General features: G+C 66.3%; 6 protein-coding genes. 5 read left to right on the forward strand and 1 reads right to left on the reverse strand.

What is annotated here, in order from left to right:
• Positions 1-72: 72 nt before the first annotated feature.
• The 3 genes from BM436_RS29320 to BM436_RS29330 all read left to right on the forward strand — a co-directional run bounded on the left by BM436_RS29320 (position 73) and on the right by BM436_RS29330 (position 6,883).
• Complete coding sequence (locus BM436_RS29320; protein WP_093559471.1) at positions 73-2,265, forward strand: glycoside hydrolase family 9 protein; 2,193 nt, start codon at positions 73-75, stop codon at positions 2,263-2,265.
• A 93-nt stretch (positions 2,266-2,358) separates the two neighbouring features.
• Positions 2,359-3,636, forward strand: coding sequence for a hypothetical protein (locus tag BM436_RS29325; RefSeq protein ID WP_093559473.1), 1,278 nt, complete (start codon positions 2,359-2,361; stop codon positions 3,634-3,636).
• A 97-nt stretch (positions 3,637-3,733) separates the two neighbouring features.
• Entirely contained in the window at positions 3,734-6,883 is a 3,150-nt protein-coding gene (locus BM436_RS29330; protein WP_177307598.1) for a TonB-dependent receptor, read from the forward strand.
• Positions 6,884-6,935: 52 nt separating this feature from the next.
• Here BM436_RS29330 and BM436_RS29335 read toward each other — a convergent pair whose 3' ends face one another.
• A complete protein-coding gene (locus tag BM436_RS29335; protein WP_093559477.1) occupies positions 6,936-9,215 on the reverse strand; it encodes a glycoside hydrolase family 3 C-terminal domain-containing protein in 2,280 nt (759 codons plus the stop codon).
• Positions 9,216-9,510: 295 nt separating this feature from the next.
• Between BM436_RS29335 and BM436_RS29340 the strand changes: the two genes are divergently transcribed.
• Both BM436_RS29340 and BM436_RS29345 read left to right on the forward strand, forming a co-directional pair.
• Positions 9,511-10,680: a glycoside hydrolase family 5 protein gene (locus tag BM436_RS29340; RefSeq protein ID WP_229490851.1), complete on the forward strand. Its 1,170-nt coding sequence runs from the start codon at positions 9,511-9,513 to the stop codon at positions 10,678-10,680.
• A gap of 189 nt (positions 10,681-10,869) precedes the next feature.
• Entirely contained in the window at positions 10,870-13,932 is a 3,063-nt protein-coding gene (locus BM436_RS29345) for a TonB-dependent receptor (RefSeq protein WP_229490853.1), read from the forward strand.
• Positions 13,933-13,983: the final 51 nt, after the last annotated feature.

The following is a 13,983-nucleotide window of genomic DNA, read 5'->3' on the forward strand; positions in this document are numbered from 1 at the left end:
AAGCCGCGAACCCCGGCGCACCGCCGGGGGGGCGTGACGAGTCCGGCTTGATACACCTATAACGGAGATTACATGGACTTAAAGAAAAGCGTGTTGCTGATCATGGCCGCACTGGGCGCGCCGGCATGGGCGCAGACCTGCCAACCCAGCGCCACCACCCCTTACTTCAACCTCAACGGCACCACCGCATGGGTGGTGAAGTCCTCGGCCACCGTGAACACGGGCACCACCGTCGCGCTCGGGCCGCAGCCGTTCTCCGGCAGCTGGTCGTGGGCCGGCTGCGGCACCTCGGGTTCGTCCCGCGAGCAGACCATCAAGCTCACCAACACCGGCACCACCGCCACCACCTGCACGGCCACCGCCACCTTCACCAACAGCTGCGGCGCCCAGACCACCCAGCAGTACAACTTCACCATCTGGCCGGCGATGGCCGCCAACGCCGGCAAGTTCATCGTGGTCGACCAGTTCGGCTACCCGACCGACTCGAAGAAGGTGGCGGTGCTGCGCAGGCCCATGGTTGGCTACGACGCCAACGGCGAAACCTTCTGGCCCCAACAGCTCAGAGTGGTGAACTCGGCCACGGGCGCCACCGTGAAAGAGCCATGGTGGCCCACGGATTGGAATGGCGGGGCGACCGACCCGGTGTCGGGCGACAAGGTGTGGTGGTACGACTTCAGCGACCTCAAGACCCCGGGCACCTATGAGATCGTCGACAGCGGCGGCCAGCGGTCGGCGCGCTTCGAGATCGGCGACAACGTCTACCGCAACGTGCTGATCCAGGCCGTCAAGATGTTCTATTACCAGCGCGCAGGCCAAGCCAAGAGCGCGTCCCAGGTCGGCTTCCCCTGGGCCGACGGCGCCAGCCACCTGGGTGCCGGGCAAGACCCGCAGGCGCGGCGTTTCCTCGACAAGAACAACGCCAGCACCGCGCGCGACCTGCGCGGCGGCTGGTTCGACGCCGGCGACTATAACAAGTACACCCCCTGGGCGGCCGGCTACACCCAGGACTTGATGGACATCTACCGCGAGAACCCGACGGTCTTCACCGACGACTTCGGCATCGCCGAGTCGTACAACGGCATTCCGGACATCCTCGACGAAGCGAAGTGGGGCCTGGACTGGCTCAAGCGCATGCAGAACAGCAACGGCTCGGTGCTGTCGATCGAGGGCATCGGGGGCGCCACGCCGCCGTCGTCCGACACCGCCCCCAGCTACTACGGCGACGCCAGCACCAACGCCACGCTGGCGGCGGCCGGGGCCTTTGCCTCGGGCGCCAAGGCCTTGGGCGCCCTGAACAACCCGGCGCTGAACACCTATGCGGCGGACCTGCTGGTGCGCGCCAAGAATGCCTGGAACTGGGCGCTGGCCAACCCCAACGTGCTGTTCTATAACAACAGCGCGGCGCACGGGACCGAGGGCCTGGGCGCCGGCCAGCAGGAAGGTAGCGACGGCGATCGCGAGGAGGGGCGCCTGAACGCGGCCATCAAGCTGTACGCCGCCACCGGGGAGACCATCTACCGCGACTATGTCGATGCGAACTACACCAAGTCAAACCTGATGCAAAACTGGAACCTGTCGGGGTTCAGCGCCGGCCCGGCACGCACCCTGCTGTACTACACCTCGCTGCCCGGCGCGACCCAAACCGTGGCCAGCGCGATCCGCGCGCGCTACCTCGACCTGATGGAACGGACCGAATGGTACGACGGTTGGGCCAGGATCGATCAGCAGGCCGACCCGTACCGCGCTTTCATTGGCGGCTACAAATGGTCCAGCAATGCCGTCAAGGCCCATATGGGCACGCTGTACACGTCGGAAGGCTACTACGGCATCAGCCACCATACGCCCGACCAGGTGTCCAACGCCGCGCTGGACTACGTGCACTACCTGCACGGCGTGAACCCGTTTGGCAAGGTCTATCTCAGCAACATGAAAAGCTTCGGGGCCGAGAATTCGGTGAACCAGATCTGGCACGGCTGGTTCAACAACGGCAGCCCGTGGGACGACGCCCAGAACTCGCTCTACGGCCCTGCGCCGGGGTACCTGGTCGGCGGCCCGGCCGGCGGCGATTACAGCTGGGCCGAAGGCTGCCTCGCCAATAATGATTGCCCGGGCGCGACCAGGCCGGTGCCTCCTTTGGACCAACCGCCGATGAAGACCTACAAGGACTTCAACGACGGCTGGCCGTATAACACGTGGTCGATCAGCGAGCCGTCCAATGGCTACCAGTTGGCCTACATCCGGCTGCTGGCCCGCTTCGTGAAGTAAGACCCATGCGGACCGGGCGCCGGATTCGGCGTCCGGTCCCCTGGGAAATTTAAGCAAGTGCATATGAAAGGAATAATGATGAGGGGACATACAATGGGATTCCGGGTGTCGGCCATCGGCCTCGCCTGTGGCGCACTGCTGACCGCCTGCGGCGGCGGCGGTGGCGGCGACGGCGGCGGGGCGGTGCAGGCCATCACGTTCAACTTCCCGGGCGGGCCGGCGGTGGCCGTCCCGCCCGAGGTCGCGACCACCAAGCTGGTGGCGACGGCGAGCTCCGGCGGGCCGGTGACGTTCACCTCGAACACGCCGGCGGTGTGCACCGTCAGCGGCAGCACGCTGTCGCTGCTGAAGGCGGGGGAGTGCTCGGTGACCGCCAGCCAGGCCGGCCACGACGGCTACGCGCCCACCTCGGAGCGGCAACTGTTCGTCATCCCCAAACGGCCGCAGAGCATCGTCTTCCGCAACCCGGGGGCGCAGCCGCTGGACGCCAAGCCCGTGCCGCTGGCCGCGACCTCCAGCGTGGGTCTGCCCCTCGCCTTCGAATCCGCCACGCCGGCGGTGTGCTCGGTCAGCGGGACCTCGCTGCTCAAGCTGGCCGACGGGATTTGCACCGTCGCCGTCAAGCAGGGCGGCACCGACATCTTCGCCGAGGCGAAGACGGTCAAGAACATTCCGATCGGCGCGGCGAAGGCGCCCGCGCTGACTTTCCTGAGCGGCTACAAGGACAGCTCGAACACCAAGGAGGGGGGCAAGGTCGAGGGGGCCGCCGGCGCCGGAATGAACGGCTGGTGGTGCAACGGCTGGTGCGAGACGGTGGTCGCCGCCGACGGCGGCAGCATCAGCTTCGCCCACACCATCAAGCTCAACCAGCCCAGCGACGGCAAGTGGATCGACGGTTACTGGGGGGCGTTCACCGTGTACGGCGCCGGCGTGCAGGAACTGTCGAAGCTGGGCGACACGGCCGGCGGCGTGCGGATCGACGCCCAGGCGGGGGTGAATTTCAACCTCTCGCAGAACGCCGAATGGTTCAGCGCGGGCAACCCCGGGATCAACGTCGAGCTGGTCATGGGCCACCTCGTCGTCAAGAAAAAATCGGACGGCTCGGACGACCTCTGCCACGTGAAGCTGAAATCGACGGTGACGCCGGCCAGCGCGGCCCCCACCAACTACAGCATCGCCCTCAAGGACTTCACGATCGGCGAATCGTGCGGCCTGGCCGATCTGAACATGTGGAACGAGATACAGGACTACGCGATCTCCGCGGTCGCGTTCGGCGCGGTGGCCTACAACCAGACGGTGTCGAGCACGGGGACGGCCAAGCCGAGCTACCCGACCAGGCTCACGCTGACCGGCCCCATCACCTTCCAATGACGGCGGACGACCATACACCGCCACCGCCACCGCCAGGCGCGGTGGGCAAGACAGGCATTTATAAGAGGAAAAAAACATGAGCAGCATGGGGACAACGATGAAGAGAAAACCATTCAAAATGACCGCGCTGGCGTTCGCGGCGGCGCAGCTCGCGCTGCTGTACAGCGGCGGCGCGCTGGCGCAGGCGGATGCGCCGGCGGCGGAACCGGTCGCCAAGGAGGGCGCGGCGGTCACCGTCGTCGTGACCGGCCAGCGCCGGCAGGTGGAAACCGCGCAGCGGCTCAAGCAGGAAGCCGAGCAGATCGTCGACTCGGTCGTGGCCGACGAGGCCGGCAAGCTGCCGGACAAGTCCATCACCGAGGTGTTGCAACGGGTGGTCGGGGTCACCATGGACCGCAACCGCTCGCGCACCGGCTCCACCCTGGCCGCCAACGGCCTGGGATTCGACGTGGAGGGGTCGGGCGTGCAGATCCGCGGCCTGTCCTGGGGCTCTTCCACGCTGAACGGACGCGAGAGCTTCTCGGCGGGCTGGCCCGGGCGCGAATTGAGCTGGGGCGACGTGCCGCCGGAACTGATGGCGGGCGTGGACGTGTACAAGAACCCCTCCGCCGAACTGGTCGAGGGCGGCATCAGCGGCCAGATCAATCTGCGCACGCGGTTGCCGTTCGACTCCAAGGGGCAGCACGGCGCCATTTCCGCCTCGAACAACTATGCCGTGCTCGGCAAGAAAAACTCGCCGGCCATCTCCGGCTTGTATTCGAACCGGTGGAGCACGGACCTGGGCGAGGTCGGCGTGCTGGTGGATTTATCCTACGGCAAGAGCACCAGCCGCTACGACTCGATCGACCAATCCGCCTACTACCCGCGGTCCAACCTGGTCGCCGGCAAGACGGTGTGGGTGCCGGTCAGCGCCTCCTGGGGCACCGGCACGGGCGAGTCCGAGCGCGCGGGCCTGTACGGGGCCTTGCAGTGGAAGAAGAACGGCAAGGAGTCGTCGCTGACCTACTTCGATTCCGCTTTCCGCTCGACCAGCACCGGCACCAATATATTCGCCGGCGGGGAAGATCCCTACCTGACCAGGTATGGCGACGCCCAATACGACAGCAACGGCGTCTTCCAATCGGGCGTCCTCAGCTATCCGATCGGTGGGCAAGGCGCGAACCAGTTCGCGGCCGGCGGCCTGAAAATGGGCACCACCCGGAACTACAACAGCGCGAAGGGACGGACCCGTGAGCTGGCCTGGAACCTCAAGGCGAAGATCGATGAGAGCTGGTCTTTCCAGACCGACCTGCAGTGGGTGCACGCCACCAACAGCGGGGAGGGCGGCATGCTCAACCTTGGCACCTTCGTGCCCAGCATGGGCGTGGACGTCGCCGGCTCGCGGCCCGTGTTCAGTTTCGACGAGAACTCCCGCAAATTCCTGACCAATGCCGGCAACTACTACTGGGACATCTCGCAGCCCGACACCAACAAGGCCGAGGCCGACCTGTACGCGTGGAAGACCGACGGCAGGTTCAACTTCGACCACCCGGTGCTGCGCGATGTGCGCTTCGGCGTGCGCCTGACGGAGCGCTCCTCGACGAAACACAAGAACAGCGGAACCGGCTGGAAATCCTACGCCGAGCCCTGGGCGGTGCAGCCCACCAAGGTGGCGGGGCAACTCCCCAACCCCGCCGATCTTGGCTGGCAGCGGAGCAACTACGGCTACCTGAGCGACCCGAGGTACGCGGCCCTCGGTTCGGTCGAACAATACGCCTTCCCCAACTTCTTCAACGGCAGGATGAGTTCGCCGCCGGCGATCGTGGTGCCGACCATGGCCATGGTGAAGGACAAGCCGGCCGCGTACCGTCAACTGTTGACGGCGCTTCGACTGAATTGCGAGGACGCCAACGCGATCAAGGGCACCACCAACGATTGCACCACGGTGGCCAACGACTGGCGGCCGGACGGCTTCGACGACAGCAATCCCAAGAACATCAGCGAGCATAGCGAAGGCACCCAGGCCATTTACGGCACCCTGCGCTTCGGCTTCGAGGACCTGAAGTTCCCGGTGGAAGGCAACGCGGGCGCGCGGGTGGTCAGGACCAACACGGTGGCGCACGGCTACACGGTGTTCAAGCCGACCTATGGCGAAACCACGCCGCCCAGCGTGCCCCGCTTCGGCGAGGTCGACGAGCCGCTCGATGTCAAGTCCAGCCACATCGACGTGATCCCCAGCCTGAACCTGAAGGTCAACCTGACGGACAAGCTGCAATCGCGGCTGGCGCTGTCGCGTGGCATTTACCGTCCCGGCTTCGACCAGCTGCAGGAGTACATCACGTTGAGCCAGAAGGTGACGATGGACTCCGCCGGCCAGAACGTCAGCATGGTCACCTACACCGGCAACAACGATGGCAACGCGCATCTGAAGCCGCTCAAGTCGAACAACGTCGACATCTCGCTGGAATGGTATCCGCGCAGCGGGCAGTCCCTGACCGCCGTGCTGTTCTACAAGAAGGTGAAGGACATCATCCTGTCCGAAACGTATACCAGGACCATCAAGGATCTGGCCGGCAACGAGCAGGACTTCCGGGTCACCGGGCCGGCGAACGCGGCCAAGCTCTGGCTGGCCGGCGTCGAACTGGCCGGTTCGACCTACCTGGACGGACTGCCCGGCCTGGCCGAGCGCCTGCCCGACTGGGCCAAGGGCTTCGGCGTTTCCGCGAACTACACCTACCTGGACGGCGAGCAGGAACTGTATCACCCCTTCAAGATGCCGTATTGCCCCGGCGGCGGCAGCTCGATCGCCGGCAATCTCTACGGATGCGACATCAACGGCCTGCCCTTCAAGGACTTGCCGGTGCCGTACATGTCGAAGAGCGCCTTCAACCTGGGCTTCATGTACGACCGCGGGCCGGTTTCGGCGCGCCTGGCCTATAGCTGGCGCTCGCGCACCTTGCTGGCGACGGGCGTGTACGGCGCGTCGGGCGACCGGGGCACCAGCGCCGATCCGGCGCGCATCGCCGCCAACGGCGGCGTCGCGCCGACCGACGTGGTGTGGGGACTGCCGGTCTGGCAGGAGGCCGTGGGCCAGTGGGACGCGGGCGTCAACTACCGGTTCAGCGACCACCTGTGGGGCAGCTTCAATGTCAGCAACCTGACCAATGTGGTGACGAAGCAAACCCACCAGCAGGCCCCCGGCGATATGGGCCGGGCCTGGTTCGATCCGGGCCGCAGCTTCCGGGTCTCGATGGGCTACAACTTCTGATCCACCAACGCCGCGCCGGCGCGAGCCGGCGCGGAATCGAAGCGAACCCTCGTCAGCGCAACGGCGTCAGCGGTTTTCCGTTGACGTCGTAGCTGGCGGCCTTCAGCCGCAGCACCACGCCGCTGGCCTTGTCGTCGGCGGCGCTGGCGGCCAGGATCACCTTGTAATCGCCCTCGGCCACGTTCCAGGTCTTGCTGGCCGAATCGAACACCGCCAGCAGCCGCGGGTCGACGGTGATGGAGGACTTGACGCTGGCGCCCGGTTTCAGGTCGACCTTCTGGAAGCCGGCCAGGCGCTTGGGCGCCTCCCACCGGGCGTCGACCGGCGCGACATACACTTGCGCCACCTCCTTGCCGGCCACCTTGCCCACGTTTTTGGCGGTGAACGACGCGTGCAGCACGCCGTCCTTCACGCCGGCCTCCAGGCCCGACAGGGCGAACTCCGTGTAGGACAAGCCGTGCCCGAACGGGAACAGGGGCTTGAGGCCTTTCAAATCGAACCATTTGTAGCCGACCGCCGCGCCTTCGTGATAGGTGACGTCGAAGCGCTGGTCCTGCACCTGCGGATAGCCGTCCAGCTTGGGCCGCGGCAATTGCGATTCGGACGCAGGGAAGGTCATGGGCAAATGGCCCGAGGGATTGACCTCGCCGAAGAGGATGGAGGCGATGGCCTCGTGGCCGCTGGTGCCCGGATACCAGGCCTCGAGCACGGCGGCGACGTTCGGCAGCCACGGCATGGTCACGGGACCGCCGGTTTCCAGCACCACCACGGTTTTCGGATTGGCCGCCGCCACGGCGGCGATCAGGCCGTCCTGCTTGTTGGGCAGCGACAGATCGGGCACGTCCATCGCCTCCGCCGTCCACTGGGTGGCGAACACCAGCACCACGTCGCTGTCGCGCGCCGCCTTCGCGGCGGCGGCCGGGTCGGTGCCGTCGTGATAGGCGATGGCCGCCTGGGGCAGGCGCTTCTGTATGGCTTTCAACGGCGACGACGGATAGTACATGACGGGCCCCGGCCACGATTTGGGTTCCAGGCCCGGCACCGCGTTGCCGCCGACGGGATAGACCAGCGAGGAGCCGCCGCCGGCCAGCACGCCCCGGTCCGCGTAGCCGCCGATGACCGTGATCTTTTTCACCGATTTGCCGAGCGGTAAAACGCGATCCGCGTTCTTCAGCAGCACCATGCCCTCCTGCGCGTCCTTTTGCGCCACGGCGGCGTTGGCCTTGAAGTCGATCGCGTCGGAGGAGGGCGCCACCGGGTGGTCGACCACGCCGTGCTCGAACATGGGATGCAGCACGCGGCGCGCCATGTCGTCCAGGCGCGACTGCGGCACCCAGCCGTTCTGCACGGCCTCCTTCAGCTGCGGGCCGAAGTAGTCGGACACGTCGAACGGCAGGCCGGACTGCTGGTCCAGCCCGGCGATGGCGGCCGGTATCGTGCTGTGGGTCGCGCCCCAGTCGGACATGACCCAGCCCTTGAAGCCCCAGTCCTTCTTCAAGACCTCGTTCAACAGATAGCTGTTCTCGCAGGCGTAGACGCCGTTGAGCTGGTTGTAGGAACACATGACGGAACCGGGGTTGCCGTCCTCGTTGGCGATCTGCAGCGCGAGCAGGTCCGACATCCGCGCGGCCTGGTCGTCGATCTTGACGTTGAGCGTGGTGCGGCCGGTCTCCTGGTCGTTCAGCGCGAAATGCTTCAGCGTGGAGACGATGCGGTTGGACTGGATGCCCTTGATCTGCGCGCCGACGATCTTGCCGGCCAGCAGGGGATCCTCGCCCGCGTATTCGAAGTTGCGGCCGTTGCGCGGCTCGCGCGCGAGGTTGACGCCGCCCGCCAGCATCACGTTGAAGCCGAAGGCGCGCGCCTCGGCGCCTATCATGGCGCCGCCCTCGTAGGCCGTTTTCAGGTCCCAGGTGGCGGCCGTGTTCAGGCCGGACGGCAGCGCGGTCGCCTGGCGCGCGTCGGGACCGGCCTGGCTGGCCACGCCCTGGCCGGCGTCGGTCTCCCACAGGTGCGGAATGCCCAGGCGCTCGACGCCGTAGACGAAGCCGGCCGATTGGGTGCGGACCTCGGCCGGGCGCTTGAATTTCTTCCAGTCGGCGTCGCCGCCCAGATAGCCCATGACGAGCTTCAGTTTCTCGTCCAGCGTCATCTCTTTCAGAACCAGGTCGGCGCGTTCGGCCGGGCCCAGTTTCACGTTCATCCAGGGGCGGGCGCCCGCTGGCGCGTGGGTGGCGGCGGTTTCGGCGACGGCGGCCGGCGGCATGCCCGAACAAAGGGCGAGGACGGCCGCGGCGATGCCGGCCTGGCGGATTTTTCTCTTGAATGGCATAGCGATACTCATGTGTGCGTGGAAAGGAAAGGCGGCCTATTTTGGGGTGCCGTCCCATGCGCGGCAATTATAAAAACCGCCAAGGGACCGTATGATTTGATGCAGGCGCCGCGCCCTTTGTGGCGTCGCGGCCACACGTGGCGGCGGCCCGCGGCCATGGCCCTCGCCCGCGTTGGGCGATTTAACTCGCCCCTTTGAGTTTTTTTGTAATTGCCCCTCCATGACGCCACTTGCAGAATGCCGTCACGGCCATGGCGGCGCTTCGCCCGGCCGCCATAAAACGGAGACCGAGCTCGTGAAACAATCCTTTTATTCCATGATGGCGGCCGCGTCCGTCCTGTTGCTGGCGGCGGGCTTTTCCGGCTGCAGCGGCGGCGCGGGCGGCGCGTCGTCCCCGGCGGCGACCACGCCGACACCGACACCAACCCCGACGCCGACAACGGCGGGCATGCGCGACATGAGCAGCACGGAGCTGGCGAAGCTGATGTCGCCCGGCATCAACCTGGGCAACACGCTGGAAGCGATACCCAACGAAACCGCGTGGGGCAACCCGGTGCCGACGCAGGCGCTGATGAACGCCTACAAGGCGGCCGGCTTCAAGACGGTGCGCATCCCGATCGCGTGGAGCCAGTACGCCGACGCCAACAACAACATCAGCGCCACGTGGCTGGCCCACGTGCGCCAGGTGGTCGACTACGCCCACAACGCCGGCCTGTACACCATGATCAACATCCACTGGGACGGCGGGTGGATGAACCATCCCACCTACGACAAGCAGGCGGCGATCAACGCCAAGCTGGCCAAGTTCTGGACGCAGATCGCCAACACCTTCAAGAACGACGACGACACCTTGCTGTTCGCGGGCAGCAACGAGGTCGGCCAGGAGAACTTCTACGGCACGCCGAGCGCCGAATGGACCAGCGTGCAAAACAGCTTCAACCAGACCTTCGTGGATGCGGTGCGCGCGACCGGCGGCAACAACGCGGTGCGCCACCTGGTGGTGCAGGGCTACAACACCAACATCGACATCACGGTCGCGACCAATACCGTGCCCAAGGACACGGTCGCCAACCGGCTGTTCATGGAAGTGCATTACTACGACCCCTTCCATTTCACGCTCGACGCCGACAGCAAGATCTGGCAATGGGGCGCGACCGCCACCGACCCGGCCGCCGTGGAGCCCTGGGCCAACGAGGCGTGGGCCGACGCCGCGTTCCAGAAAATGAAGACCGCCTTCGGCGACAAGGGCGTGCCGGTGATCCTGGGCGAGTACGGCGCCGGCATGAAGGCGGCGTACCCGGGCATGAACGCCTACCACAAGTTGTGGAACCAGTACATCACGCGCTCGGCTTTCCAGCGCGGCCTGGTGCCGGTGTACTGGGACACGGGCGGCATGATCGACCGCAAGACCGGCGCGCACCTGGACCCGGACGTGATCGAGATGATCGTCAAGGCGACCAAATGAGCGTCGTCGTTGGGCGATTTTGTTCGGAAAACTGGTGATTTTTAGAATTGTTGGCCCGGGGCGCGGCCGACAAAATGAAGGTGCTTGCAATGTGAAGGTTCGAAGTAATCCCCGCGGCGCGCGACGCGTCGGAGCGGGGTGGTGTTCGCGGCGCGGAAGCGGCCGCGAACTTGTGGAGGCGAAAGGGAGATGACTAAATTGAACAACATTAAAAGAACGGCGATCGCAATGGGTGTGGCGCAGTTGGCCTGGATGGCGAGCGGCGCCGCGCTGGCGCAGAGCGCGCCGGCCGCGAACACCGTGGTCGTGGTCGGCCAACGCGGCGCGCTGGAGTCGGCGGCGAAGATCAAGCAGCACGCCGACGAGATCGTCGATTCGGTGGTCGCCGACGACATCGGCAAGCTGCCCGACAAGTCGGTGACCGAGGTGCTGCAACGCATGCCCGGCGTGACCATCGACCGCACCCTGAACCGTGTCGACCCGCAACAGGGCGTGGGCGACGGCATCGCGCACTTCGCCGCCGAGGGCACCGGCGTGTCGATCCGCGGCCTGGGCGCGGGCCACGTGCGTTCGGAGTTCAACGGCCGCGACTCGTTCTCCGCCAACGGCGGCCGCTCGCTGAGCTTCGAGGACGTGCCGCCCGAGCTGATGGCCGGCGTGGACGTCTACAAGAACCCGTCCGCCGAGCAGATCGAGGGCGGCATCGGCGGCCTGGTGAACCTGCGCACCGCGCTGCCGTTCGACTCCAAGGGCCGCAAGTTCGCGTTCTCCACCGACATCCACGGCTCCTCGCTGCGCAAGACACACTCGCCACCGTCGGTTTCCGCGCTGTACTCGGACCGCTGGGAAACCGAGCTGGGCCAGTTCGGCGCGCTGATCGACTTGGCGCACTCCAAGGTCATGACCCGCAGCGACAGCCTGTCCATCAGCCCGTACTCATCGCGCGACGACCTGGTCGCCGGCGACCTGGACGCCAAGAAGCTGCGCTGGGTGACGCCGGGCGCCTCGTTCGGCTCCAACACCTTCGAACGCACGCGCGACGGCCTGTACGGCGCGCTGCAGTGGAAGAAGGGCCCGCTGGCGTCCCACCTGACCTACCTGCGCTCGAAGTACAAGATGCACTCCGGCGAGAACTCGCTGTTCGTGGGCACCAATCCGCGCAACCTGACCGTCGATCCCGGCGCGACGTGGGACGCCGAGGGCGCCCTGTTGACCGGCACGCTGCGAGATCCGACCAATAGCGGCCTGGGCTTCGGCACCGGCCTGGGCTTCGGCACCGGTTCGCGCGCCAGCGGCCGCGACTCCGACACGCGCGACCTGTCCTGGTCCGGATCGTGGCGGGCCGGCGACCAGTGGACCCTGAAGGCGGACCTGCAGCACGTGCGCGCCACCACCGAGGGCTACGACAACACCATCGGCCTGGGCGGCTGGGCGCCGAGCCAGACGGTGGACCTGCGCGGATCGATCCCGGCCTTCACCTTCGACAAGGCGGCCCGCGATTACCTGGCCGATCCGAAGAACTACTACTGGGGCTTCACCCAGGTGCACTACGACGTCGCCAAGGCGAACATGAACACGGCCCGCCTCGACGCCAAGTTCACCTTCGACGACCCGGTGCTCAACGACCTGCGCTTCGGCGTGCGCATGACCGAGCGCAGCTCGCTGACGCGCTCCACCCGCGACTCGGAGTGGACGCAGATCACGCAGGGCTGGGCGGTCGGCCCCAACTCGTGGCAACCGCTGGCCAAGTTCGCCGCGCTGAGCGACCCGCGTTTCGCCGGCGACGTCAACCTGCACCAGTTCGACAACTTCTTCGGCGGCACCGTGCCGATGCCGGCGCCGGTGGTCGTGCCCGACATGGCCTTGACCGGCTCGCTCGACAGCATCGCCAAGCTGCACACCTACTACACCATCCTGTGCCAGGAGGCCAACGCCACCGGCCGCACCAACGACTGCAGCTGGAAGCTGCCGCCGTTCGGCGACCAGAAGGGCCGCAACGAGCAGAAGGAACGCACCCAGGCCGCGTACGCCCAGCTGCGCTTCGGCTTCGACAAGCTGCGCTACCCGGTCGACGGCAACGTGGGCGTGCGTGTGGTGCGCTCGCATCCGGAGTCGGTCGGTTTCACCATGTTCGATCCACCGGACAAGCCGCTGATCCCCGGCGTGCCGGACATTCCGGAGTCGTTCGAGGAGCAGACCTTCGAGAACGTCTACACCAAGGCGTTGCCCAGCCTGAACCTGCGCATGAAGGTCGGCGACGAGGTGCAATTCCGCGTGGCGCTGTCGCGCGGCATGTCGCGGCCGGACTTCTACCAGTTGCAGGCCTTCACGTCGCTGAACATGGACATCAAGTCCCACACCCCTCCCGGCGAAGGCCAGAAGCCGGTGCTGGATTCGATCTCGTACGTCGGCAGCCTGCGCGGCAACACCAAGCTGCAGCCGGTCATGGCGAACAACATCGACTTGACGGCCGAGTACTACAGCCGCTCCACCTCGGCGTCGTTCGGCTTGTTCAGCAAGTACCTGAAGGGCGTCGTCATCGGACAGACCTCGGTGTACCAGCTCAACGACGTCACCGGCAAGCCCTACGACTTCCTGGTCACCGGTCCGGTGAACGGCATGGACGCCCGCGTCAGCGGCGCCGAGCTGTCGTTCCAGACGTATTTCGACAAGCTGCCGGGGCTGTGGTCCGGCATCGGCGTCTCGGGCAACTTCACCTACATCGACAGCAGCACCAGATACCGCAATCCGGTGAGCAGCGCCTGGTGCACGCCGAAGGACACCTTGACCGCCAACCTGGTGCGCGACCTGCAGGGCTGCGACACCGACGGCAAGGTGTTCGGCAACATGCCGCTGTCGGGCCTGTCGAAGACCTCCTACAACCTGGCGCTGTTGTACGACAAGGGCGCGCTGTCGATGCGGCTGGCCTATAGCTGGCGCGACAAGTACCTGCAGTCGACCAACGCGTACGGCACGGCGGGCAACGACGGCATCGACCGCAACCCGTCCAGCCCGAACTACGGCCAGCAGTACTCGGTCAACTACGGCCTGCCGACCTGGGGCGGCGCGTACGGCCAGGTCGACCTCGGCTTCCAGTACAAGATCACCGAGAACCTGCGTCTCGGCGGCCAGGTGGGCAACCTGACCAACCAGGTCTACAAGCAGTACATGCAGCAGGGCATAGGCATGAAGTTGCGCTCCGCCTTCTACACCGGACGTAGTTTCGGCGCGCAGTTGAACTACTCGTTCTAACCACCCGCCGGCCCTCCCGCGGCGCAAGCCGGCCGCGGGAGACCGGCAATC

Source organism: Pseudoduganella namucuonensis (genome assembly GCF_900116645.1).
Lineage (GTDB): Bacteria > Pseudomonadota > Gammaproteobacteria > Burkholderiales > Burkholderiaceae_D > Rugamonas > Rugamonas namucuonensis.